General features: G+C 38.7%; 22 protein-coding genes. 12 read left to right on the top strand and 10 right to left on the bottom strand.

Annotation, left to right across the window (positions count from 1 at the left end; translation table 11 throughout):
* Positions 1–2: 2 nt before the first annotated feature.
* Genes HME7025_RS03375 through HME7025_RS03360 form a run of 4 tightly spaced genes read right to left on the bottom strand, consistent with a single transcriptional unit; the run spans position 3 to position 4,514 of the window.
* On the bottom strand, positions 3–488 hold the full coding sequence (locus HME7025_RS03375; protein ID WP_109322291.1) for a Fur family transcriptional regulator: 486 nt from the start codon (positions 486–488) through the stop codon (positions 3–5).
* 49 nt (positions 489–537) lie between these two features.
* The gene (locus tag HME7025_RS03370; RefSeq protein ID WP_109322290.1) at positions 538–2,787 is read right to left on the bottom strand and encodes a RelA/SpoT family protein; all 2,250 of its coding nucleotides are present in this window, start codon (positions 2,785–2,787) and stop codon (positions 538–540) included.
* 3 nt (positions 2,788–2,790) lie between these two features.
* Positions 2,791–3,270, bottom strand: coding sequence for a 2-C-methyl-D-erythritol 2,4-cyclodiphosphate synthase (gene ispF / locus HME7025_RS03365; RefSeq protein ID WP_109322289.1), 480 nt, complete (start codon positions 3,268–3,270; stop codon positions 2,791–2,793).
* Positions 3,271–3,272: 2 nt separating this feature from the next.
* Positions 3,273–4,514, bottom strand: coding sequence for a M16 family metallopeptidase (locus HME7025_RS03360; protein ID WP_109322288.1), 1,242 nt, complete (start codon positions 4,512–4,514; stop codon positions 3,273–3,275).
* A 93-nt stretch (positions 4,515–4,607) separates the two neighbouring features.
* Here HME7025_RS03360 and HME7025_RS03355 point away from each other — a divergent pair, with 93 nt between their 5' ends.
* Together HME7025_RS03355 and HME7025_RS03350 are read left to right on the top strand one after the other, a co-directional pair.
* A complete protein-coding gene (locus HME7025_RS03355; protein ID WP_109322287.1) occupies positions 4,608–5,720 on the top strand; it encodes a hypothetical protein in 1,113 nt (370 codons plus the stop codon).
* 2 nt (positions 5,721–5,722) lie between these two features.
* Positions 5,723–6,424 carry a class I SAM-dependent methyltransferase gene (locus tag HME7025_RS03350; protein ID WP_109322286.1) on the top strand — a complete coding sequence of 234 codons (702 nt, stop codon included), beginning with the start codon at positions 5,723–5,725 and terminating at the stop codon, positions 6,422–6,424.
* A 150-nt stretch (positions 6,425–6,574) separates the two neighbouring features.
* On the opposite strand, the gene HME7025_RS03345 is transcribed toward HME7025_RS03350, so the two are convergent.
* Entirely contained in the window at positions 6,575–7,504 is a 930-nt protein-coding gene (locus HME7025_RS03345) for an NAD-dependent epimerase/dehydratase family protein (protein WP_109322285.1), read from the bottom strand.
* 108 nt (positions 7,505–7,612) lie between these two features.
* On the opposite strand from HME7025_RS03345, the gene HME7025_RS03340 reads away from it, so the two are divergent.
* The 8 genes from HME7025_RS03340 to HME7025_RS03305 are packed head-to-tail and all read left to right on the top strand — an operon-like array spanning position 7,613 to position 17,456.
* Complete coding sequence (locus tag HME7025_RS03340; protein WP_109322284.1) at positions 7,613–8,716, top strand: glycosyltransferase family 4 protein; 1,104 nt, start codon at positions 7,613–7,615, stop codon at positions 8,714–8,716.
* A gap of 60 nt (positions 8,717–8,776) precedes the next feature.
* On the top strand, positions 8,777–10,273 hold the full coding sequence (locus tag HME7025_RS03335; RefSeq protein ID WP_109322283.1) for a polysaccharide biosynthesis C-terminal domain-containing protein: 1,497 nt from the start codon (positions 8,777–8,779) through the stop codon (positions 10,271–10,273).
* Positions 10,270–11,493: a glycosyltransferase family 4 protein gene (locus HME7025_RS03330; RefSeq protein WP_109322282.1), complete on the top strand. Its 1,224-nt coding sequence runs from the start codon at positions 10,270–10,272 to the stop codon at positions 11,491–11,493. Before HME7025_RS03335 ends, HME7025_RS03330 begins: the two co-directional genes overlap by 4 nt.
* A gap of 28 nt (positions 11,494–11,521) precedes the next feature.
* Positions 11,522–12,625, top strand: a complete 1,104-nt coding sequence (gene wecB, locus HME7025_RS03325; protein WP_109322281.1) for a non-hydrolyzing UDP-N-acetylglucosamine 2-epimerase — start codon at positions 11,522–11,524, stop codon at positions 12,623–12,625.
* On the top strand, positions 12,622–13,893 hold the full coding sequence (locus HME7025_RS03320; protein WP_109322280.1) for a glycosyltransferase: 1,272 nt from the start codon (positions 12,622–12,624) through the stop codon (positions 13,891–13,893). The genes wecB and HME7025_RS03320 overlap by 4 nt, the downstream gene beginning before the upstream one ends.
* Positions 13,894–13,895: 2 nt before the next feature.
* Positions 13,896–14,660, top strand: a complete 765-nt coding sequence (locus tag HME7025_RS03315) for a glycosyltransferase family 2 protein (RefSeq protein WP_226998268.1) — start codon at positions 13,896–13,898, stop codon at positions 14,658–14,660.
* Between the two features lie 22 nt (positions 14,661–14,682).
* Positions 14,683–15,447 (top strand): hypothetical protein, encoded by a 765-nt coding sequence (locus HME7025_RS03310; protein WP_109322279.1) that lies wholly within the window; start codon positions 14,683–14,685, stop codon positions 15,445–15,447.
* Positions 15,447–17,456, top strand: coding sequence for a TonB-dependent receptor (locus HME7025_RS03305; RefSeq protein WP_109322278.1), 2,010 nt, complete (start codon positions 15,447–15,449; stop codon positions 17,454–17,456). The genes HME7025_RS03310 and HME7025_RS03305 overlap by 1 nt, the downstream gene beginning before the upstream one ends.
* Here the strand turns inward: HME7025_RS03305 and HME7025_RS03300 are convergent, their stop codons facing one another.
* Together HME7025_RS03300 and HME7025_RS03295 are read right to left on the bottom strand one after the other, a co-directional pair.
* Positions 17,457–18,203: a LytR/AlgR family response regulator transcription factor gene (locus HME7025_RS03300; RefSeq protein ID WP_109322277.1), complete on the bottom strand. Its 747-nt coding sequence runs from the start codon at positions 18,201–18,203 to the stop codon at positions 17,457–17,459. It abuts the gene before it with no gap.
* 4 nt (positions 18,204–18,207) lie between these two features.
* Complete coding sequence (locus HME7025_RS03295; protein ID WP_109322276.1) at positions 18,208–19,269, bottom strand: sensor histidine kinase; 1,062 nt, start codon at positions 19,267–19,269, stop codon at positions 18,208–18,210.
* Between the two features lie 231 nt (positions 19,270–19,500).
* Between HME7025_RS03295 and HME7025_RS03290 the strand changes: the two genes are divergently transcribed.
* Together HME7025_RS03290 and HME7025_RS03285 are read left to right on the top strand one after the other, a co-directional pair.
* Positions 19,501–20,175 (top strand): hypothetical protein, encoded by a 675-nt coding sequence (locus HME7025_RS03290; RefSeq protein ID WP_154401921.1) that lies wholly within the window; start codon positions 19,501–19,503, stop codon positions 20,173–20,175.
* Between the two features lie 211 nt (positions 20,176–20,386).
* Positions 20,387–20,923 (top strand): outer membrane protein, encoded by a 537-nt coding sequence (locus HME7025_RS03285; protein ID WP_109322274.1) that lies wholly within the window; start codon positions 20,387–20,389, stop codon positions 20,921–20,923.
* A 69-nt stretch (positions 20,924–20,992) separates the two neighbouring features.
* Here HME7025_RS03285 and HME7025_RS03280 read toward each other — a convergent pair whose 3' ends face one another.
* The 3 genes from HME7025_RS03280 to nuoH are packed head-to-tail and all read right to left on the bottom strand — an operon-like array spanning position 20,993 to position 23,164.
* Complete coding sequence (locus HME7025_RS03280; protein WP_109322273.1) at positions 20,993–21,508, bottom strand: NADH-quinone oxidoreductase subunit J family protein; 516 nt, start codon at positions 21,506–21,508, stop codon at positions 20,993–20,995.
* 8 nt (positions 21,509–21,516) lie between these two features.
* Positions 21,517–22,035 carry a NuoI/complex I 23 kDa subunit family protein gene (locus HME7025_RS03275; protein ID WP_109322272.1) on the bottom strand — a complete coding sequence of 173 codons (519 nt, stop codon included), beginning with the start codon at positions 22,033–22,035 and terminating at the stop codon, positions 21,517–21,519.
* 4 nt (positions 22,036–22,039) lie between these two features.
* The gene (gene nuoH, locus HME7025_RS03270; RefSeq protein WP_109322271.1) at positions 22,040–23,164 is read right to left on the bottom strand and encodes an NADH-quinone oxidoreductase subunit NuoH; all 1,125 of its coding nucleotides are present in this window, start codon (positions 23,162–23,164) and stop codon (positions 22,040–22,042) included.
* Between the last annotated feature and the right edge of the window lie 5 nt (positions 23,165–23,169).

Raw genomic sequence — 23,169 nt, 5'->3', positions numbered from 1 at the left:
TTTTATTCTTGGGACCTCGCTTGGAAATTAGCTCGGTGTTCACAATTCTTGTTGGTACATGATCCGTAGAAAATCAAAGAATGGTGCATGACATTAAAATGCAACATTTCTCCCACTAAACTTTGGATGGTTTGAACGCGTGGATCACAGAATTCTGTCACCTTATGACAATCTGTACAAATTAGATGATCATGCTGTCTACGTCCATAAGACTTCTCAAACTGCGCTTGATTACGTCCAAATTGGTGTTTTACTACCAAATCACATTCTACCAAGACGTCTAAGGTATTATAAACTGTAGCCCTCGAAACTTGGTATTTCTTGTTTTTCATGGAGATATATAACTCCTCCACATCAAAATGGTCGTCGCGTAAATAGATTTCCTCCAAGATAGCAAATCGCTCGGGTGTCTTGCGCAGACCCTTGTTTTCCAAGTAGGCTGTGAAAATTTTCTTAACCGAATCGAACTTATCTATTTCTGTGGACATTTAGCGAAAAAAACGACGTAAAATAAGCTATAAAAACTGAAAAAAGCTATTATTCTTCTCTTGCAACCTCAATTACTCCCGCCACTCGTTCCAATTCCCCTACCAGGGCAACCAAGTGGTCAGTATCTTGTATCATGAGTGAAATTCGACCTTCAAATAGTCCATCTTTCACTCCAATATTCAATGCAGTAATGTTCACTTTTAATTCATCCGAAATTACCCGAGTCACGTCATTTACCAAACCTACTCGATCAATACCTCGGATAACCAAATCCACCACAAAAGACATAGCTATTTGACTAGCCCATTGCGCTTTGATAACTCTGTCACCATGTCGAGATAATAATTCAGGGGAGTTAGGGCAATTAGTTCGGTGAATTTTAATCCCCTCATTGATGGTTACAAAACCAAACACATCATCGCCAGAAATTGGATTACAGCACTTAGCTAAGGTATAGTCAACCTTATCCATATCTTCACCAATCAACAATATATCAGCATCCTTACGGTCATGCTGTACACGTTTCATCTCCTTGGTAAAACTCTTATTGTCGACAATAGGAACCTGAATGGCCTTTTCAGCTTGCTTCCGCTCATGCATCTCTTTGTCGGACTTCCAATGCTTCAGTTGTTCGATCGCAACATAGCCTTTCCCAAAACGATAGAAAAGATCATTAGCATCCTTAGCATTATAATAAGCTCTTAGCTGATTGGTAATCTCTAATGTCAAACTTGGATATCCCAAAATCTTCAACCGGTGTTCAATCATATCACGTCCTTTGATGACGTGCGACTTATTCTCCTCTTTAATGAAATCCTTAATCCTTGCTTTCGCCTTGGTGGTTGTAACAATACGCAACCAATCTTCAGAAGGTTTTTGCTTGGAAGAAGTTAAGATTTCAATTTGATCACCATTACTCAGCTTGTGAGATAAAGGCACCAATTTCCCTCCAACCTTGGCCCCAATACACTTGGCTCCTACTTCTGAGTGGATTTCAAAAGCAAAATCCAATGCAGTAGAACCCACCTGTAAGACAACTAATTTACCTTTAGGAGTAAAGACAAATACTTCCTCATGATACAAGGAGTTTTTAATATCATCCACCAATTCCACGGCCGACTGGCTCTTATCATTGGTTTCAAGTGCTTCACGAACTTGACTTAACCAAGATTCAAATGCTTGACTAGTGCGCGTATCCGTTCCTTTGTATTTAAAGTGAGCTGCAACCCCTTTCTCCGCTATCTCATCCATCCGTTTGGTCCGAATCTGCACTTCCACCCAACGTCCCTCTTTATCGTTGCCATAAGGCAAACTCATCACGGTAGTATGCAGAGACTCATATCCATTGGATTTAGGAGTTGAGACCCAGTCTTTTAGCCTACTAGGGTTAGGACGATAATGATCTGTCACAATGGAATAGACTTCCCAACAATCTGCTTTTTCTCTTTCCAAAGGCACATCAATCACCACCCTCACGGCAAATAAATCGTAAATTTTATCAAATGGCGTATTGCTACTTTTGATCTTATTGTAAATCGAGTAAATCGACTTAGGTCTACCTTTGATTGTATAATTCAGATGTAATTCATCCAGCGATTTTTTAATAGGGCGAATGAAATGGTCGACAAAACTTTCACGGTTACGTTTATTTTCTGTCAACTTATTGGCTATCTCCTTAAATGCTTCAGGTTCAGTGTATTTCAAACCCAAATCCTCTAATTCTGTCTTGATCGCATTTAAACCTAAACGGTGCGCCAAAGGAGCATATAGATAAATTGTTTCTGATGCGATTTTCAATTGCTTTTCCTTAGCCATGCTGGAAAGCGTACGCATGTTGTGCAAACGGTCTGCCAGCTTGATTAAGATAACGCGAATATCATCCGATAAAGTCAACAACATCTTACGGAAATTTTCCGCTTGTTGAGATGTTCCGTATTCAAAAGTCCCTGAAATCTTGGTTAGTCCATCAATAATGGAAGCAATCTTGGGACCAAAATCTTTTTCAATATCTGCTAAGGTAGTATCCGTATCCTCCACCACATCGTGCAACAAGGCAGATATAATGGAAGTAGTTCCCAGTCCAATTTCCTCAACACAAATCTGGGCCACCGCTAAAGGATGGTAGATATAGGGCTCACCCGATTTTCTTCGCATCTCCTTGTGCGCCTCCGCCGAAATCAAAAATGCCTTTTTGATTTGCTTAGCATCATCATCTTTTAAAAAGGGTTTAGCTGTACGAAGCAACTTACGGTACCTTTTTAAAATCTCTAATCGCTCTTTTTCTAAATTGATAGGCATAGCTTACTCAGCAGTAATTAGAGCCACTGCCATGGCCGATATTCCTTCTCCTCTTCCAACAAAACCCATCCCTTCTGAGGTGGTTGCTTTCAAGGTAATTTGATCCAAATCTACAGCCATCACTTGAGCCAAATTAGCCTGCATGGCGGGTATATGTGGATTTAACTTAGGTTGATCTAAAATAATGGTCACGTCAACATTTCCAACTTTCCATCCCTTTTCTCGAATCATTTCTAAAACGCGAGTCAATAAGGCAGTAGAAGAAACCCCTTTCCATTGAGGATCTTTATCCGAAAAATGAAAACCGATATTTCGCAGGTTGGTGGCTCCCAATAAAGCATCACAAATGACATGACAAACTAAATCAGCATCTGAATGGCCCAAAGGACCCTTAGCTGACTCGATTTCAATCCCTCCTAAAATACAAGGTCTTCCTTCCACCCAGCGATGCACATCATACCCTTGTCCTACGCGTATCTTCATGACTAATTCATTTCTTTCTTATACCATAAGGTATTCGATTTCCCATCAATAAACAAGCTTTTAGCCCAAGATTGTACTTCCGACAATGAAACAGCTTGAATTTTTTCAGCTTCTGTATTTACCCAATTGGCGTCACCAGCATTGGCAGCCATGGCTAAATTCATCGCTCGGTTCAAGACCTCCACCTCCATGAATACCAAGCTGGCCTCCGCTTGATTTTTTACTTTTTGAAGTGCCCCTTCCACAATTCCTGATTGAACAAATTCCTGAATAACTTTTTCCAAAGCCTGATCCGCTGCTTCTATATCCACACCATCAGTCACTTGTCCTTGTATCACCAAAATACCTGGATCAATGGAACCCATTTGATAGGCATTTAAGGAATCGAAAATGCGCTCATTTTGTACTAAATGCTCATATAAATAGGACGACTCTCCTCGACCCATTAAGTCGGCCAACATATCAATGGCATGAAAACCAGGATGATAACGTCCCACCATGGGATAGGCTTTGTAAATCCTATCAGAAGGAACTTTGGCCGTAATTTCCATATGGCGATTTTCCTGTTGCACATCTTCCTGTACCAATTGACGAATGGGCTTTACCCCACCAGGAATAGGTCCAAACCACTTCTCGGCTAAGACCTTTACTTCGTCCAATTTCACTTTACCTGCCACCACCAACACGGCATTGGTAGGCACATAATGTTTATAAAAGAAGGCCTTGACATCTTCTAAAGTCGCCTCCTCAATATGTTGAATATCAGCTCCAATGGTAGCCCAGCGATAAGCATGTTTTTGGTAAATCAAAGGTCTAAACTTGAGCCACAAATCACCATAAGGTTGATTCAAATAGCGTTGTTTAAATTCTTCAATGACCACTTTTCTTTGAACTTCTAGGGAATTCGGATTAAATGCCAATTGCTTCATACGATCAGACTCCAACCAAAAGGCCGTTTCCAGGTTTTGATAGGGCAAGCTGATGTAATAGTTTGTTAAATCTGGCGTGGTAAAAGCATTATTCTCCCCACCTACTCGTTGCAAAGGACTATCGTAATTTGGAATATTTTCTGAGCCTCCAAACATCAAATGCTCAAATAAATGAGCAAATCCAGTCCTTGATGGATCTTCATCTCGAGAACCTACATCGTAAATTACATCCATCACGGCCAAAGTAGTGCTGGGGTCTTCATGTACGATCACACGTAAGCCATTGTCTAAGGTAAATTCTTGAAATGAAATCATTCGGGAAGTTTAATTATAAAATAGAAACAAAAGTAAAAAATTAGGCCCAAAAACCACAGTACTTACGTATTTTTGCAATTCAACTGAGCATCTATGCGTGGAATATTTATTGTCCTTTTTTGGCTCTTGTCTTGGAGTATTTCTGGGCAAATTTTATCCGATAATCAAGCTAAAGAATGGATCTCCAATGGATTGAACCACATGTACAACCATGAGTTCAAAGAAGCTTCCGACGATTTCAATGCATTAAAAACAAAATACCCTAAACACCCTAGTGGTTATTTACTATTAGCCATGCAATGGGAAAAACAATATTTTCCACTTAAAGACCACCCGAATCAAAGTAAAGCGTATTTGGCCTATTTGGAAAGAAGTTTTGAATTAGCTGAATTGGCTTTTGAAAAAAATGAAAACGATTTAGAAGCTGTTTTCTTCTGTATATCTGCTACGGGCTTTTTGGCCGCTTATGAGGCTGATAATCAAAATTTCATGAAAGCAGTTTCATATACCCGCAAGTCATATTCTTTCTTGAAAATAGCGCTTAAAAATACCGATAAGCAACCCGAGTTTTTGTATTCAGCGGGGATCTACAATTATTATCGAATCGTTTACCCCGAACTCCATCCTGTCATTAAACCATTAATGGTCTTTTTTGAAGATGGCAATAAAAGAGCTGGATTAAACTACTTAGATCAAAGTACTCGAAAAACCATTTTTGTAAAAAATGAAGGTCGGTTCTATTTGGGATATGTGTACAATAAATACGAGGGTACACCTGCCAAAGCACTTCCATTGAACCAAGCTCTACTAGAAGATTTCCCAAACAACCATCTGTTTATACTTCAAAGAGCCGAATTATTGGCATTGACTAATAATTTTGAAGAAGGAGAAATCTACAATGACAAATTAGAGAAACTAAAAATCCCATATTATACTGGATCAGTCTGTGTATTTAGAGGTATGGCTGATGAGTTTGGTAAAAGAAAATTAGCGCAAGCAGAAGCCCACTATTTAAAAGCTTTACAATATCCATTTGAAGAAAGATTTACTAAAGATATCCGTGGCTTAGCTTATTTAGGTTTATGCCGAATCGCACATAAGTCGGGCCAAAGAGCCAAAGCAAAAAAATACTTACACCAAGCCAAAGAGTATATTGAATATAAAAATTCGCAGGATGAGTATCATCGCTTATCCAAACTATTGTAATTATGGAAAGTAGAGAAGCTGGAGTTGAACGTCTATATCCCAAAATCTGGGGAAGGATGTCGGCTCGTTATTATTATTTGATTCAACTTAGAAAACAGTTAGAAAGAGTCATTGAATTGTTTGTCAAAAACTCTCCTCACCAATTATTGGCCGACTATGGCTGTGGCAATAAGCCCTATGAACCACTTTTTGGTCCTTTTGTAGAGCAATACATAGGTTTAGATTTAGCGCTCAATACCAAAGCAGATGTAGTAGTAGATCCTAAAGGCATTATAGATATGCCCGATGAAAGCGTGGGATTTGTCTTATCCACTCAGGTATTAGAACATGTGGAAGATCCAAAATCTTACTTGAAAGAGGCTTGCCGGATTTTACAAAAAGATGGCAAATTGATTCTTTCCACTCACGGCTATTGGATGTTCCATCCTGACCCGACCGATTTTTGGCGTTGGACATCGACAGGCTTGCAAAAGATTGTCAAAGAAGCTGGCTTTGAAATTGTTTATTTTGAAGGAATACTTGCTCGTTCTTCCATGGGGCTACAATTATTCCAAGATGGCCTATTATTTAAATTCCCGAAAGCCATCCGCCCTCTTTGGTCCATGCTCTTACAACCTTTCATCATTTTCTTCGACAAAATCGCTGGAAATAAATCCAGAAGAGAAGATGCTTGTACGTTTATATTGGTAGCTAAGAAATTGTAAATGGTGAATTGTAAATGATTAATTATTGCTTTTCTGACTTTAATTTATGTAAATAAGTTCCGTTATCATACTTTTATTAAACAATTAAGTACCTTTTAAAAGTGTTTTATAAAACTAAAAACATTTTTAAACTCTATCACTTACCATTCATCATTTACCATTTCTTTCCCATTTCCACGTTCTCTCCAGCGCTACATCAAATGGCGTTTTTTCGAATGGAATGAGAGATTCTATTTTTTTGATATCTAAACAGACGTGAGGTACATCGGTCGGTTTAGCTTCTTTGTACTCGACCTGAAAACTAGGAATTAGACTTTTGATCTTATCTAAAATAGTCGATAATGAAATAGCGGAACCATAACCAATATTGATGGTATCGTTTTTGTGGCCCGACTGCCACAGTTGAAATATAGCCTTAGCAATATCCTCCGCAAAAATATAATCCTTGGTTTGTCGACCATCTCCCCATACCGTAAACGTCTCTCCACGCAAGGCCTTACGCAAAGCAATATTGATAACACCTTGTTGATCCGAATGATGAAAATACCCAAATGGATTCGACAAGCGCAAAATCAAATAATCAATTTGGTGTATTTTAGAATAAAGCTGAATGTAATGCTCCACGGCTAACTTGATAATGCCATAGGATGAAATAGGCTTGCACGCCTGATTTTCATTCAATGCATTCAATCCAGCATTACCATACACTGCACCACCTGAAGAAAAATAAACCAGGAAGCGACAATCATGTTGCCTCATTACCTCCAACAATTGAATCGTAGGAGTCAAATTGGCCTCTAGATCTTCAGATACATTTTGGGTAGAAGTGGCGGGAACAATCGTACTGGCAAAATGGAAAACCTGATTAAACTGTTCTTCTTGAAATAAACGATTCAATAAATCAGAATCCCCATAATCCCCTTGAACAAATTTCACTTGAGGAAACCTTGCTAAGTCAGCATGATGATGCCTTGATAAAACAGTTAATGCTACTTTGGGGCCAGCCACTTGGTTTTCGAGAAATTGAATCCAATTCAATCCTAAAAAGCCTGCTCCACCAATAAGTAATATTTTTTCCATACCTGTAAATGCCTTGCAAAAATAGAGCTAAGATTTGATTAACCTAGTCGGAAAGGCTTTAAAATAATTTCGTATTTTCGTTAATTCATTCACCTCGAACCCCATTCGATGAAGCTTCTTATTGCTCGATCCAATTACTTTTCTTATTCTGAAACCTTTATTGATGAGCAAATCAAACAGCTTCAACCACACTCGGTTCTTTATGAAGGTTGGCAGCCCAGTCGCTTGTACCATGGTGGATCCATTTATCCCTTCCCCTTAAATCAACTGGTGGTTAGGGGTGGCCTTCGTCGACTGTTACCTGATATATACCAAAAGATTTACACGTATTTTCTAAGAAAATACCTCAGAAACAATCAAATAGATGCATTTTTAGCTAATTACGGGCCATTGGGAACGCATATTTTCGAAGCTTGTCAGGCCGAAAAAGTACCGTTTGGAATCGTCTTTTTAGGATTTGACGCCAATGAAACCAAAACCCTGGAAAATTATAGCGCTAAGTATGCTCAAGTCTTACCCAAAGCTAAGGCCATCATTGTAGTGGCATCTGCCATGAAACCAACCTTGGAAAAGATTTGTGGCCCTTTGCCCAATCTTCATGTTATCCCTTGTGGTGTTGATCTAAAACAATTTTACCCAGCAAATCAAAAGACAAAACTCGCTCCTTTTCAGCTTATTTCAGTAGCTCGATTTGCTGCTAAAAAAGGGTCTTTGCTTAGCATCAAATCCTTTGAAATCTTGTTGAAACAATTCCCAGATGCTCAATTCAATATGGTTGGAGATGGTCCCTTATGGCAAGAAGCCAAAGACTATGTTCAAGAGCATCAGTTAGAAAATAATATCCATTTTTTAGGTGCAAAATCGCCCGCTGAGTATTTACCCTTATTGCAAGCTTCGGATGTATTTATCCAACATTCCATCGTCACACCATCTGGAGATTCAGAAGGTACACCTGTGGCTATTTTAGAAGCATCAGCCACAGGCTTGGCTATCGTATCCACTCGACATGCCGGTATACCGGAGGCCGTGATAGAAGAAGTTACCGGCATATTAGTGGACGAGCATGATGTAGAGGCTATGGGAAATGCCTTAATCCGCTTGGCCTCGAATCCCGAATTATGCGGACAAATGGGAATAGCCGCGAGAAAGCATATGCAGGAACATTATGAAGTAGGTAAATTAAGTCAAAGTATTAAACAGTTATTGGCCTAAAATTGAATTCGTTCAATGAAGGCAATTGTGTAAATTTGTTGATTATTCTAAAAAAATCGCATGGGGATCGTCATCCGACAAAGTTTAAAAGGCTCTATAGTTACCTATCTAGGTACGGCCATCGGGACGTTCAATGTCATTTTTCTGTACAATAAATTTCTGACCCAAGCGGAAGTAGGTTTAATAGCTGGTGCATTGGTCAGTATTCCTTTAATTTTTTCTTCCTTTACGCACTTTGGTATACCTCATATCGCTGTCCGCTTTTTCCCACACTTTGATAATCCAGAAAATCAACATGGTGGTTTTTTTACCTTTCTCTTACTCTCTCCTCTGGTAGGATTAGGATTGTTTAGCCTGGGATATGTCGCTTTAAGAGGGGTTTTCAATCAATTTTACGCCGAAAATTCCCCCTTATTACCTACCTATTTTTATTACATCATCCCATTAACAGCCAGTTTTCTATACATGAGTGTATTAGAATCCTATGCGCGGGTCCATTTACGCATCGTAGTTCCAGCCATCATTCGAGAGCTTTATTTACGAATCGCTAATGCATTATTGATTGTCGCTTATGGCTGGGGCTTTTTAAATTTCCATCAATTGGTTCAAGGAATCACGGTTTCGTATATACTAGCCGTGGTAGCACTTTTGCTGTACATTAAGCAGTTAAAACGATTTTATACCAAAATGGATTTCTCCTTTTTGAGGAAGCCTATTTTCAAAGAAATGGTAGGTTATGGTGCCTGGGTAATTCTAGCAGGAGCCAGCTTCACACTAATTCAACATGTAGAGAAAATCATGTTGCCAGCTTATGCTGGTGGACTGGGAACCACAGCCATTTTCGACATCAACTCCCGAATGGCCTTGATGATTGCCATTCCCAGAAATGTAATTGCCGCTATTTCAACCCCCTTATTAGCCCAAGCTTGGAAAAGAAATGATACCAGCCAAATAGAAGATATCTACAAGAAATCGTCTTTAAACCTACTCTTAGTGGGTTGCTTCTTGTTTCTTTTGGTATGGGTCAATCTGGACCAAATCTACCAAATCATCCCGAGGAGTGAAGTCTATGCAACTGGACGATGGGTTGTCTTGATGGTAGGTATCAGCAAGATCATTGATATGGGAACTGGTTTAAATTCTGAAATTTTAATAAACTCAAAATTTTACCGGTACGACCTACTTTTCTATATCATTTTGGCCAGCATTGTGGTCGTAGGTAACCTGATATTTATTCCACTTTACTCGTTTAATGGGGCAGCCTTTGCCAGCCTTTTGGCATTATTCATTTATAATACCATCAAATACGTCTTTATTTGGGCCAAAATGGGCTTACAACCTTTCGAAATTCGTACCCTAGGTATCTTGGTAGTAAGTGGAATTATTTACCTGTTGGTCAATCAATTACCTGAAATTGGAGGAGAAAAATGGCTCAGCTGGTTTTTAAATCTAAGTGTTAAGACCATCAGTGTGAGTATCTTGTTTTTATTGGCAGCCTGGAAGCTTAATTTAAGTCCAGATATGAACCAATTGATTAAAAATTATTGGAAGAAATGAAATTAATGTCCCTGGCCGGCGGCCTTCCTCATTATTATAATTTGGTGCTGAATAAATTACAGCATGAATTTGGTGTGGAAGTCGTTGTGGTGGTTCCCTCTGGCAATGGTGCTACATTAGGTGCTGGCGTATTTGAGAGCAAAAGTGGCATAGAATTCAAGGTAATCTATGCCGAAGAGTATACTACCTACTATGGCAAAAAGTTCTTTAAAGGCTTAAAGGATTTAATCCTTCAAGAAAAACCAGATGTATTGATGGTCAATTGGCCATACCAATTATCCTATGTTTTTTATCCTTCTTGGTATCGCTTTTTGCGCCAACAAAACGTAGCACTTATTTCTAAAGAGATTCCATTTCAAGTACCCAGCTATCCTGATGCTATTGATTACTATTTACGGGGTGGAGGAATTACTGAAAATAATCAACAACATCAGAAAAGCACATCACTGCTAGCCTATGTAAAATATTGGATAGTAAGAGAAAGCAGAAAGCGCTTTGTCAACTTAGTAGATGCTCACATCAATTATTTGGATGAAGCCAAGCAAATACATGCTAGCTACGGAGTCTCGGAGGAAAAAGTCTTTGTAACCGCCAATTCACCCGATACAGATTATATAGCTCAGCAATATACGGCCATAGAAAAATCAGGACTACCTGAAACACAGCCATATCGATTATTGCATGTGGGAAGATTGGTCAAATGGAAACAGGTCGACTTGCTCATTCAAGCAACGGTTAGGCTTAAAGCTCAATTTCCACAAACAGAATTACATATTGTAGGAGATGGTCCAGAATTATCCACGCTCAAACAATTGGTTGAAAGCCTAGATGCAAATGAGTATATTCACTTCTGGGGAGGCATTTACGACATGCAAGAATTAGGTAAAATCACCCTAGCATCGGGTATTTATGTGTTAGCTGGCATGGGAGGCTTATCCATTAATGAGGCCATGTGTTTTGGCAAACCGGTGGTATGTTCGGTGGCTGACGGCACAGAAAAAAGGTTAGTTAAGGAAGGCATCAATGGTCGATATTTTGAATCAGGGTCATTGGAAAGTCTGGAGGGAGTCATTGCTGAATTATTCCAGCATCCTGAAAAAATCACGGCCATGGGTTTAGCTTCCAAAAAGATTATTGAACAAGAAATCAACATCCATACGGTTTTAAACAATTACATGGAGGCATTTAAATTTGCCATAAGCCATCAAAATAAGTGGTAGTATTATATATCCATTAGACGACATCAACATGAAAGTATTACAAATAGTAGGTGCCAGACCTAATTTCATGAAAGTAGCACCGCTACACCGTGCCATACAAGCTATGGAGGGCTGGGAATCCAAAATAGTACATACTGGTCAGCATTTTGATGCCAAAATGAGTGATGTATTTTTTACCCAATTGGAACTACCTAAACCCGACTTTTTCTTGGGGATTGGTGGAGGTTCACAATCTGAAGTTACCGCCAAAATCATGTTGGCATTTGAACCCATCGTACAAGCAGAGAAACCGGATTTGATCATTGTGGTGGGAGATGTAACCTCTACCCTAGCCTGTACCTTGGTTGCTATCAAGATGGATATTCCAGTGGCCCATGTTGAAGCTGGTTTACGCAGTGGCGACCGAAAAATGCCCGAAGAGATTAATCGAATATTGACAGATTCGGTGGCTAATTACCTCTTTGTTACGGAAGAAAGTGGCATGCAACACCTTAAAAATGAAGGCATTGCTCCCGAAAAAGTATTCTTTGTGGGAAATGTCATGATAGATTCCCTAGAACGTTACCGTGAAAAAGCCAAACAGAGCTCCATCATGGAGGATTTGCAAGTTCAATCCAATCAGTTTATTGTGGTCACGATGCACCGTCCGGCAAATGTAGATACCGAACAAGGACTTCTTTCCATCTTGGAATTGTTGGAATTGAGTACTTCTCAAACCAAGGTCGTATTCCCAATTCACCCAAGAACAAGAGCCCATATAGATAAATTTCAATTAACGAATCGCTTAAATCAAATCCCGAATTTGATTCTTGCCGAGCCTTTGGGATATTTAGAATTCATTCAATTGATGTCCAATGCTTCGGCTATCTTAACTGATTCGGGTGGAATTCAAGAAGAAACAACGTATTTAGGTGTTCCTTGCTTAACCTTCCGTGACAGTACAGAAAGACCGATTACGGTTACTTTGGGAACGAATCAATTATTAGCCGATTTAGATCCTAAGAAAACATATGCCGCTTTGCTAGCTATTTTGAAAGGAGAAGTCAAAAAAGGGGAAGTTCCTCCTCTCTGGGATGGACATACCGCAGAAAGAATTGCCGCCATCATTCATCAGTTGTTCCCACATTCATGAATCCTGATAGACCCTTGAAAATCGTTTTACTCTCCTACCATAATCACAATGGTGGAGCAGCGATTGCCTGTGGTCGATTACATGAAGCTCTGGAAAAAGCTGGACATAACGTGACCACCCTTGTACAAGAAAAAACAGGACAAGACCAAACGATCTCCCTTGCCTCTAGTCGCTGGAAAAAGTGGATGGCCTTTGTACGTTTTGTCGCAGAAAGACTCTATTTCGCTCGCTTTGAACGTGATAAATCAATCCGTTTTCTATTTAATCCAGGTATTTTTGGTCAAGATATCTCCCAACATCCTGCTCTCCAAGAAGCAGATATCATTCATTTACATTGGGTCAATTTCGGATTTCTTTCCATTGATTCCATTGAAAAAATTTTACAACTCAATAAACCTGTATTTTGGACTTTACATGATATGTGGACGTTCACAGGTGGGTGCCACCACAGCGGAGATTGTTTAGGATTTGAGAAAGACTGCGGAAGCTGTAAGTTTTTAGCTCATCCTACACCTATGGACCTCTCTCATCAATTATGGGCTAAGAAAGTTAAGCAATTTCAATACCCCAATTTGCACATCATCACCTGCTCCAACTGGTTAGGGAATCGCGCCAAAGCAAGCAGTATTTTAGATGGAATCGAGATTAAAACCATTGCCAATCCCATCAATTTACAGGTTTTCAAACCTAGCGACCAAAATTTGGCTAAAATTCAATTAGGCCTAAATCCTGAAAAAAGTTATTTATTGTTTGTTGCCATGCGCGTCTCCGCCCCTGAAAAAGGTTTTTCTTATTTAAGAACGGCATTACAACAATGGGCTGAAAAGCATCCTGACTTAGCCCAACAAACCGAACTTTTGGTTGTGGGAGAAATTTCAGATCCGGATATCATGCAATCCTTGGCCTTGCCCATACATACCTTAGGTAAAATTCAAGATGCATTCACGATGATTCTGGCTTACCAATCGGCGGCCATGTTTATTACCCCTTCATTGGAAGAAAATCTACCCAATACCATCATGGAAGCTATGGCCTGCGGAACACCTTGCATAGGTTTTCAGGTAGGTGGTATTCCCGAAATGATTGATCATCAAATCAATGGATATGTGGCTCAAAAACTTCAAGCTGAAGATCTTTGCCAAGGAATAGATTACATCTTTCCTCGTTCGGAAGCATTGGGTTTAGAAGCCAGGAAAAAAGTGGAAACTCATTACGAAGCCTCCATCATAGCTCAAACACATCTTGAGTATTACCAAACTTGCCTATAGATATGTCGAAACTTCTCAGTATCATCACGGTCACATACCAAGCTGAAGCCTTTATTGAAAATACGCTACGAAGTATTTTTTCACAGGATGAGCAAGATTTTGAAGTTATCATCATGGATGGCGGCTCACATGATCGGACCTTAGAATTGGTACAAGCCTATGTAAAACAAATTGCCCATATCGTTTCAGAGCCCGACAAAGGGATTTATGATGCGATGAACAAAGGAATGGCCTTAGCTACTGGAAAATACATTTATTTTTTAAATGCTGGTGACACTTTTGCGGGGCCAGATACGCTTCGACAAATCTTGAAAGATTTGCAAAATAACCCCGACGTATTATATGGTGATGCCATATTTGTCAATCCTTCAGGTAAAGCTATTGGCTTGCGTTCTGAAGTTAGTCCACATGCACTGCCTGAGCAATTAACGTGGAAGGACTTCAACAAAGGTATGGTGGTTTGCCATCAAGCATTTATTGCTAGGCGAGAATTAGCACCCAACTTTTCTATGGATTATCGCATGAGCTCCGACATAGATTGGGAGATCAATTGCTTGAAATTGTCTCACCAAATCCAAAAGACCCAATATCCCATTTGCCGATATTTAATGGGTGGGGCTTCCGTCAAAAATTTAAAAACAAGCTGGAAAGAACGCTTTCAAATATTGAGCAAACATTTTGGTTTTTTTACAACTTGCTTTAACCACTTGATTATCATTCTAAGAGGCTTTGTTTTTAGCTGGCAAAAAAGAGGTAAATACTGGTAATCTTTTTTAATTTTACAGGAATATGAAAAGACTAAGCTACTTACTATTACTATTTTTACTTTCATCCTCACAAATTGTTTGGGGACAAAAGTTCAAATTAGAGACTAGTGTAGGTACTAGCCATATAATGTGGTATGAAAACCAACAAACCATTGATTTCGCCACCCAAATCACTTTTCAAAAGCCAAATGCGAATAAACTATTTTTCCTACGTTTAAAAACTTATGGGAATACCCATTATTCGCCTGTTGACCTAGCCAACTACAGTTTTATCGAACCACAAAATGCCCCAGCTAATTTAAATGATTTGGAATCTGCCTATCGAGGCGGTGAGGCTGAATTAGGATTAAAATGGCTACATAAAGCCAAAAAAACAGATCCTTTTTTCTATCCCATGGTGAGTTTTTATAGTAAATCTTTAGCGAGAAGAATTTCCACGCCAAGTTACAAGTACATAGAAGAGGAGAAATATAGCTTGCATGGCATTACAGCAGGATTTGGATTAAAAATTCCGGGTAAAAACGACTTTGCCCTATCAGCACAAGTATTTGAACCTATCATCCGCGAAGTAACCTTGTTTGGGCGCTACGTAGGTGTACCTTTTCAAACTTTAAGTAGTGAAAATGACTTCTCTTTCAAGGGAAAATTAGAATATAAACGCCAACAAATCGGGGCAACTTTCATGTATGAATTACTTAACTTGGGCTCGTCCTCGAATCCCAATTCTAAATCGATTCCTGCGTCGAAAGTGCATTTTCTTTCTGCCTACCTTACTTACTATTTTTAATGAAATTACTCATTACATTTTTCAATAGGATTTGTATTTTGCTACTTATCCCTACGCTAGCTTGGTCACAAACCAAAGATGAATTTTCAAATAAAACATTAGCCAACGTAGAAGTTCAAGCCTTTGAAAAGAAACGAAATCCTCTTCGTTCACCGGATGCAATCGTTTTATTAGATTCTAGCAAACTGCAAGTAGGAAATGCATTAAGTTTTTTACCTGCTTTAAACTCACAAGCTGGTATTCGAATGGAAGAACGCTCACCTGGAAGTTATCGTTTAGCCATTCGCGGTAGCTCCCTGCGTGCTCCATTTGGAGTCCGAAATGTTAAAATCTATTGGAATCAAATGTCCTTCACGGATGCTGGAAATAACTCGTATTTTTCATTACTAGATCCAGAGCAATTTCAACAATTAGTTGTTTCTAAAGGCCCAAGTGGAGGTCTTTATGGCGCTGGTACTGGTGGGGTATTATTACTTTCTAGTCAGGCTTATCAAGCCCCTTCGGTACAGCATCAAGAACTTTTTCATTCTTTGGGAGGATACAAACAATCTTGGGATATCCATTTGGGAAAACCAAGCAGCTCTCACCGATTTTACACCTCATTTTGGCAACAAAACGGATACCGTGATCAGTCGGCAATGAAAAAACAATGGTTCTCATATGAATGGAATAAAAGCTTTGGTACCACTGGAGCCATTAACTTAATTGCTTATTATGGAGATTTAGCCTATCAGACTCCAGGTGGTTTAACCTTGAAACAATATCAGGAAAACCCAATTCAAGCTCGTCCTGCTGCCGGTATAAATAAAGGCGCTATCGAGCAAATGGCTACGTTTAAGTTGAAGAGTTATTTTGTAGGAGCTCATGTATCAAATGCTTGGAATGCCAATTGGGCTTGGGATGCAATTCATGCCATTCAAGTGAATAGTATAGAAAATCCCACCATTAGAAACTATGAGTTCAGAGAAGAACCGAACCTGAATAATCGGGGTGTGATACACTATAAACAAGCCGCAGGAAAAGGACAATTTACTTGGGATTTAGGATATGAATTTCAAATAGGACAATTTGATAGTCGGACCTATGGCAACAGAAAAGGGGTGAAAGACACCTTACAATTTGAACAAAATACACGTGTGCAACAAGGGGGTATTTTCACTCAATTAGAATATGACGGTATCAAAAATTGGGCCTTTACTTTGGCGGGTAGCTACAATAAGCTTTGGACAGAATACCAATCCAGCGAAGGAATCTTTTCACCAAGATTAGCTATCATTAGAAGAATAGGTGCCAATCAGAATATTGTCGCTAAAATAGCCCATGGTTTTTCTCCCCCAAGCATTGCAGAAATCAGACCCTCTACCAATGTAATAAACCGTTCGTTACGAGCTGAGAAAGGCTGGAATTATGAACTTAGTTATCGTGGATGGAGTCCAGCTACCCAATTGACTTGGGACCTAAGTCTATACCAATTTAATTTGGATGAAACCATTGTCTTGCGCCGAGCAGCTGATGGAGCCGACTTCTATGATAATGTAGGAAAAACAACCCAGCAAGGGATGGAATTGAGTTTACAATGGACAGCTACACCTTTCCTTCAGGTATTATCTGCCACAACTTGGCAAAATTTTAGGTTCACCGATTATAGCAGCTCAGGAAAAAGCTTTAATGGGAATTTCTTAACAGGAACAAGTCCATTCCAACAATCCCTACTTCTTTCATGGAAATTATTACCTGGATTGAGCTGGAATCAGCAATTCTTGATGACAGATTATTTATACCTAAATGATGCTAATACTGACGTTCTACCGTCAAGCAGGGTTTGGAATAGTAAAATATCTTACCGAAAAAATGGGGTAAAATACTCCTGGGAATTATGGCTTGCCGCAGATAATATTGGCGACGAAAAATACAGTGCAGGACCAGACTTAAATGCAGTTGGAGCCAGATATTATAATGCTTCTCCTGGAAGAAACTTCTCGGGAGGACTAAAATTGAGCTTCTTTTAATTAAGACGGACGAGTAAAATTCAACTTTTCCATTAATTCACTGGCATGTGAATCACTAACAGGTATTTCAAATGTACCTATTTTGATTCGTTGCTGTTTGATGGACTCAATTTTTCTCATGTTCACGATGAATGACTTGTGCACTCGCATAAATAAATGATTCGTCACTTTCGCTTCTATGGACTTCATGGTCAATTTCGTCAGGATAGGTCTTTTCTCCCCTTCTAAATAGATTTTAACATAGTCTTTTAATCCTTCTATATGCGTAATTTGAGGGATAGAAATACGTACTAGAGCATATTCTACATTCACAAAAAAGAAATCTTCTGGGGCTTGTATTTCTTGATTGACTACCTTAGGAGCAGCTTCCAGTTTGCTTTTCTTATTTTGGAATAACTCCAAAGCCTTATGTGCTGCTAAACTAAATCGCTCAATGCTCACTGGCTTCATCAAATAATCCACCACGTCCAATTCATAGCTTTCTACGGCATAATGATCATAGGCTGTAACAAGGATGGTCAAAGGCTTTTCCTTCAAGGTTTGTAAAAACTGAGTCCCTAACATACCGGGCATTTGAATATCCAGAAAAATTAAATCGACTGTTTGAGTCTGTAAAACCTCCATTGCCTCGAAAGCATTCTTGCAAGATGCCACCAAGTGTAAGAAAGGTAACTGTCTTACGTTCTCTTCCAATAACTTTCTGCCCATGTTTTCGTCATCGACAACAATACAATTCAATTTGTCCATATGCCTAATATTTATGCAATTTCAATCTTAGTCCAACTTTAAAGTCCTTTTCTAAATCCTCAATTTTCAACACATGTCTATTTTGATAAAGTAATTCCAAACGTCGGATAACATTTTTTAATCCAATACCAGAACTCTCATCTTTGACATTGGGATCTCTGTCCCCTTTTTTATTCTCTACTTTAAAATCCAAAATACCATCTTCTATCCCAAAGCTGATTTTGATAACGGGATCTATTACAAATCCTACCCCATGCTTAAAAGCATTTTCAACAAATGGAATTAACAACATAGGTTCAATGATGCAATTATTTACTTTGCCAATAACTTCAAATTCAATTTTTACATCATCATCAAAACGCATTTTTTGCAAATCAATGTAATTCTTCAAATATTCTAATTCCTTATTTAATGGAATCATGGATTGATCTGAATCATACAGCATATAACGCATTAAATTCGATAAACGAATGGTTACATCTTCCGCTTGCTTATCCGCTTTGGTACGAATTAAATACACAATACTGTTCAGTACATTGAAGATAAAATGCGGTGAAATTTGTGAACGCAGAAAGGATAATTCCGATTTCATTTGCTCATTCTTTGATTCCTCATTTCTGGCTTCAATCGTGATAAATTCGAGCAACAAACCATAGGTAGAAGCGATTCCCGTAATCATGATTAAGGGGAAAAAGCCCTTCAATGTGGGCCACTCTAAGGCTCTTTCATCAAATGGCAATACATAAGCCATCACAAAATACTGGATGAACCAAAATGAAACTACCAATAAAATAACAGAAACAATGTAAGATAAAACCCCTCCTTGTCGGAATACAATAGGAATTAACACTAAGGTGATGGTATAGAACAGAGGAACTACTGTGCAAATCTCTAGCCAAATATGCTCAGTAAACTCAGGATTTTGATGTGGATGAGGGTGATCGTTGGAGTGTGACTGATGTACAGGACTTAATAAAGGTAAACCAATCCACAAGCCCCATAAAATAAGGTTGAAGAGTATCTTAAAAGTGCGCTGAGATTTAGGTTGTAATAAAGCTTTCCACATAATCGCTATATATTCCTTACAAAGCTAGCCAATCTGCATCAAATTAGAAATCCACTCTTCTACTCAGCAAAATGCATCGACGAATGAGCAAATTTCGACTTCCATTAAATATTTCCATTCTTATCGACAAAATAGGGGTATATATCCTCCTTTCAACTAGGCTAATCGAATATAAAAATATAGATCAAAATTGCTTTCTACTTTCGTTCTGTCAATTCAAACCACCATGTTATGAAACTTTATTCAATCCGCCCCTTTTTAATATACTGCTTATCCGTGTTTATCTCAACATGTAGCTTTGCCCAAACTACGCTATCAGCCCAAGATAGAAAAGAAAGCAAAGATGCATCAGAAACCAAGACTTTATTTAAAGGAGGAGTATCTCCTAAAATCAAAAGTTTTGGTTTATCTTTTGCTCCCCTAGTTCAATTTGGGCAATTAGGTCCTCAGCAAGGTGGAATTTTAGCCTTGCATCTTAACAATAAATGGGAAATTGGTGCAAGCTTTTTAGGTAGTATGCGCCACAGAAATGAAATTTATTCCAATGATTTGAGACAAAATTTCTCAGCTTTATCATTAGCTTATACACCCAATGCCAATAAATTAGTTCACCTAAGTTTCCCCTTGATGATTGGAGTTATTCGTTATCAAGACGATGCTATTTTGGCAAGTATGCCTGGCCCTGGTGGACGATTTGATAATTTTTACTGGAGAAATGGTCGTAATGCTTTTGGTATACAACCAGGTATCAATGCGGAATTAAATGTCCACAAATACATTCGTTTATTCGCTGGGGCTAATTACCGTTTAGCCGTAGGAAATGATGAACTACCTGAGCTTTCAGGGCTTTCAGGTCAGATTGGTTTAAAAGTGGGATTCTTTAATCAAAAGATCAACAAGAAATAATATCTGCTCTCTGTAATATGGAAAAGGCGAACCAATTGGTTCGCTTTTTTATTTTTAGATCACTCTAAAAAACAGTTGATTTAACGGTAATATACTCGTTGAACTCATAGAATTCCATTCATTTGTATATACATTGGCAACAAGTAATCTGTATTTCATAGGTGTAACCACTAAGGTATTTATACATTATTCAATATAATTACTTGAAATCATGAGAGCACTTGTAAAAATTGGTGCAATAGGAATGTTCTTTTGTTTATTGAATTCATTCCACTCCTTTAGTCAAGAATACAATAAACTTCCCAAACATACGATTGGCTATCGTTACTCCACCTTATGTCAAGGAATCGCTTTCCGGATGAAAGTATCCCCAGGTTCACAACTAGAAGCTTTTGCTGGTCCCATTGAAAACGATCAAAATCTAAAAACTACTATTATGGGCGGTCGATTCATACATACTTTTTTACAACCGGTGACCATGCCCATCAACCCCTACATTTTCATTGGACTAGGCTATGCCGTCAGTGAAATAAAAACACCTATACATTCTTATTCTTCTGTCACTCAATCAGAAATTGCCAATATGTTGGGCTATAGTACTGGTATCGGACTTGAAGCTAAGGTTATCGAAAAAATATCCTTGTTAGTGGAAGCATCTAATATAACATTATATAATGCACATGGCCCCAATTTAGGAGGAATATCCATCAATTTTGGCCTAAATTTTAGATTTGGAGGTGAAGATTAAAATTGAATTGGCTTAAACAAAAAAAGGCTGATAGAATCCCTATCAGCCCATTTACAAATAAGAATATTTTTAGAAATTTCTTTCTCCAGCTTCTCTTTTTCCTAATAAAACCGCACCTACCATCGCCACAAAGAACAAGATAGATACCAATTCAAAAGGTAATAAAAACTCTCCATAAAGAACTTGGCCTAGGTTTTCCACCATACCAGTTTGGGAATTAAACTTCTCTACAGCCGGCGCAGGAATCGTATTTTTACGAATAATAGCAATAAGAATCACTAACAATGTCCCTGCTACCACAGAGCCCGCCAATTTGGTTAATGAACTCTTTGATTCAGGTATGTTTTTCTTTAGATCAAACATCATGATCACAAACAAGAAAAGTACCATAATAGCTCCAGCATAAACGATGATGTTTACAGCCATCAAAAACTGTGCATTCAACAACACATAATGCGCTGAAATACAGAAAAATGTAAATACCAAATACAAGACACTGTGAATGGGATTTTTAGAAATAATCACCATCAGAGCACTCAATAAAGTCAAGGCCGATAAAAAGTACCAAATATTAGAAATCTCCATACATCAATTTATTTCCAACCATCGCGCAAATAGCGATGATCCATTTTTTCAACTAATTTATCCTTACCCCAAATCACTTCATCACGTTGGTGGAATACAGGCACCATTTTATCGTGCTGCAAAAATATGGCCTCTTTAGGGCAAGCTTCTTCACATAATCCACAGAAAATACAACGTAACATGTTGATTTCATAAACCTTCGCATATTTCTCTTCACGGTACATCGTTTCCTCTCCTGCTTTTCTTTCTTCCGCCACCATGGAAATAGCTTCCGCTGGACATGCTACGGCACAAAGTCCACAGGCTGTACAACGCTCTGCTCCAGCCTCATCACGCTTCAAAATATGCTGGCCACGATAAACTGGACCTAAATACCTTGTTTGCTCAGGATAACGAATGGTAACAGGCTTCGAAAAGAAGTGTTTTAAGGTAGTGGCCATACCACCTACAATGGCAGGTAAGTACATGCGCTCAGCTAGGGTCATTTCCCCTTGCTCCAACACCTTGGTTTTATTGCTTAATTTCATATACCTAAGCGATTTTTTTCTTAACTAATAGTTGATCACACACGAACAATGCCGCGATTAAAAGTACCAATCCTGCAATAGAAACCATGAATGGTTTACCAATCAAAATGCCGAATCCAGTAACAACCACATTATACATGGCCAAAGGAATTAAACCCGTCCAACCTAAATTCATCAATTGGTCATAACGGAATCTTGGGATGGTCCAACGTACCCACATGAATACGAATACAAAGCCTAATGATTTGCCTATCAAAGCTCCTACACCTACAAAGCTAGCTACATTGCTACCAAATTGTTGGGTAACAAATTCAACGCCTGGATAATCATAACCACCAAAATATAAAGTAGCCATTACCGCACCTGAAATAAACATATTGATGTATTCAGCAAATAGGTAAAAACCCAACTTCATAGAAGAATACTCCGTGTGGTAACCACCAATTAATTCTGTCTCACATTCTGGTAAATCAAATGGTGTACGATTACATTCAGCAAAAGCACAAATAATGAAAATAATGAATCCTAAAGGCTGATAGAATATATTCCAATGTCCGTTTTGTTGGACTTCTACAATCTCTTTCGTGGACAAGGAACCCGTGATCATCAAAATAGTGATGATGGCCATACCCATCGCCAATTCATACGAAATGTTTTGAGAAGCCGCACGAATAGCTCCTAAAAGAGCAAATTTATTGTTAGATGCCCAACCACCAATCATGATGCCATAAACACCCAAGGATACAATTCCGAATACCCATAAAATACCGATATTCACATCAATACCTTGTAAATCAAATGTTGCCCCTCCAATAGTTACAGAGTCACCAAAAGGAACAACCGCTGAAGTCATCAAGGCCGTCAACATAGACAAGCAAGGACCTGCAATGAACAACCATTTATTGGAATTAGCAGGAATAAAATCCTCTTTCATGAACATTTTTACAGCATCTGCCAATGGCTGCAATATACCAAATGGACCTGCACGATCTGGACCAATTCGGTCCTGCATGAACGCCGCAATCTTTCGTTCAAAATAAGTTGAATAAGCAGCAACCCCTAGCGTAATCGCAAATACGACGCCTACGATGATGGCTTTTGCTATAAAAACGGTATTAAGTAATTCCATAATTA

Source organism: Aquirufa nivalisilvae (genome assembly GCF_003143535.1).
GTDB lineage: Bacteria > Bacteroidota > Bacteroidia > Cytophagales > Spirosomataceae > Aquirufa > Aquirufa nivalisilvae.
This window is presented reverse-complemented; position numbering and strand designations above follow the sequence as displayed.

Excerpts from the sequence above, each read along its gene's own strand:
- HME7025_RS03375 (WP_109322291.1), bottom strand. The coding sequence starts at position 488 with ATGTCCACAGAAATAGATAAGTTCGATTCGGTTAAGAAAATTTTCACA.
- HME7025_RS03370 (WP_109322290.1), bottom strand. The coding sequence starts at position 2,787 with ATGCCTATCAATTTAGAAAAAGAGCGATTAGAGATTTTAAAAAGGTAC.
- ispF (WP_109322289.1), bottom strand. The coding sequence starts at position 3,270 with ATGAAGATACGCGTAGGACAAGGGTATGATGTGCATCGCTGGGTGGAA.
- HME7025_RS03360 (WP_109322288.1), bottom strand. The coding sequence starts at position 4,514 with ATGATTTCATTTCAAGAATTTACCTTAGACAATGGCTTACGTGTGATC.
- HME7025_RS03355 (WP_109322287.1), top strand. The coding sequence starts at position 4,608 with ATGCGTGGAATATTTATTGTCCTTTTTTGGCTCTTGTCTTGGAGTATT.
- HME7025_RS03350 (WP_109322286.1), top strand. The coding sequence starts at position 5,723 with ATGGAAAGTAGAGAAGCTGGAGTTGAACGTCTATATCCCAAAATCTGG.
- HME7025_RS03345 (WP_109322285.1), bottom strand. The coding sequence starts at position 7,504 with ATGGAAAAAATATTACTTATTGGTGGAGCAGGCTTTTTAGGATTGAAT.
- HME7025_RS03340 (WP_109322284.1), top strand. The coding sequence starts at position 7,613 with ATGAAGCTTCTTATTGCTCGATCCAATTACTTTTCTTATTCTGAAACC.
- HME7025_RS03335 (WP_109322283.1), top strand. The coding sequence starts at position 8,777 with ATGGGGATCGTCATCCGACAAAGTTTAAAAGGCTCTATAGTTACCTAT.
- HME7025_RS03330 (WP_109322282.1), top strand. The coding sequence starts at position 10,270 with ATGAAATTAATGTCCCTGGCCGGCGGCCTTCCTCATTATTATAATTTG.
- wecB (WP_109322281.1), top strand. The coding sequence starts at position 11,522 with ATGAAAGTATTACAAATAGTAGGTGCCAGACCTAATTTCATGAAAGTA.
- HME7025_RS03320 (WP_109322280.1), top strand. The coding sequence starts at position 12,622 with ATGAATCCTGATAGACCCTTGAAAATCGTTTTACTCTCCTACCATAAT.
- HME7025_RS03315 (WP_226998268.1), top strand. The coding sequence starts at position 13,896 with ATGTCGAAACTTCTCAGTATCATCACGGTCACATACCAAGCTGAAGCC.
- HME7025_RS03310 (WP_109322279.1), top strand. The coding sequence starts at position 14,683 with ATGAAAAGACTAAGCTACTTACTATTACTATTTTTACTTTCATCCTCA.
- HME7025_RS03305 (WP_109322278.1), top strand. The coding sequence starts at position 15,447 with ATGAAATTACTCATTACATTTTTCAATAGGATTTGTATTTTGCTACTT.
- HME7025_RS03300 (WP_109322277.1), bottom strand. The coding sequence starts at position 18,203 with ATGGACAAATTGAATTGTATTGTTGTCGATGACGAAAACATGGGCAGA.
- HME7025_RS03295 (WP_109322276.1), bottom strand. The coding sequence starts at position 19,269 with ATGTGGAAAGCTTTATTACAACCTAAATCTCAGCGCACTTTTAAGATA.
- HME7025_RS03290 (WP_154401921.1), top strand. The coding sequence starts at position 19,501 with ATGAAACTTTATTCAATCCGCCCCTTTTTAATATACTGCTTATCCGTG.
- HME7025_RS03285 (WP_109322274.1), top strand. The coding sequence starts at position 20,387 with ATGAGAGCACTTGTAAAAATTGGTGCAATAGGAATGTTCTTTTGTTTA.
- HME7025_RS03280 (WP_109322273.1), bottom strand. The coding sequence starts at position 21,508 with ATGGAGATTTCTAATATTTGGTACTTTTTATCGGCCTTGACTTTATTG.
- HME7025_RS03275 (WP_109322272.1), bottom strand. The coding sequence starts at position 22,035 with ATGAAATTAAGCAATAAAACCAAGGTGTTGGAGCAAGGGGAAATGACC.
- nuoH (WP_109322271.1), bottom strand. The coding sequence starts at position 23,164 with ATGGAATTACTTAATACCGTTTTTATAGCAAAAGCCATCATCGTAGGC.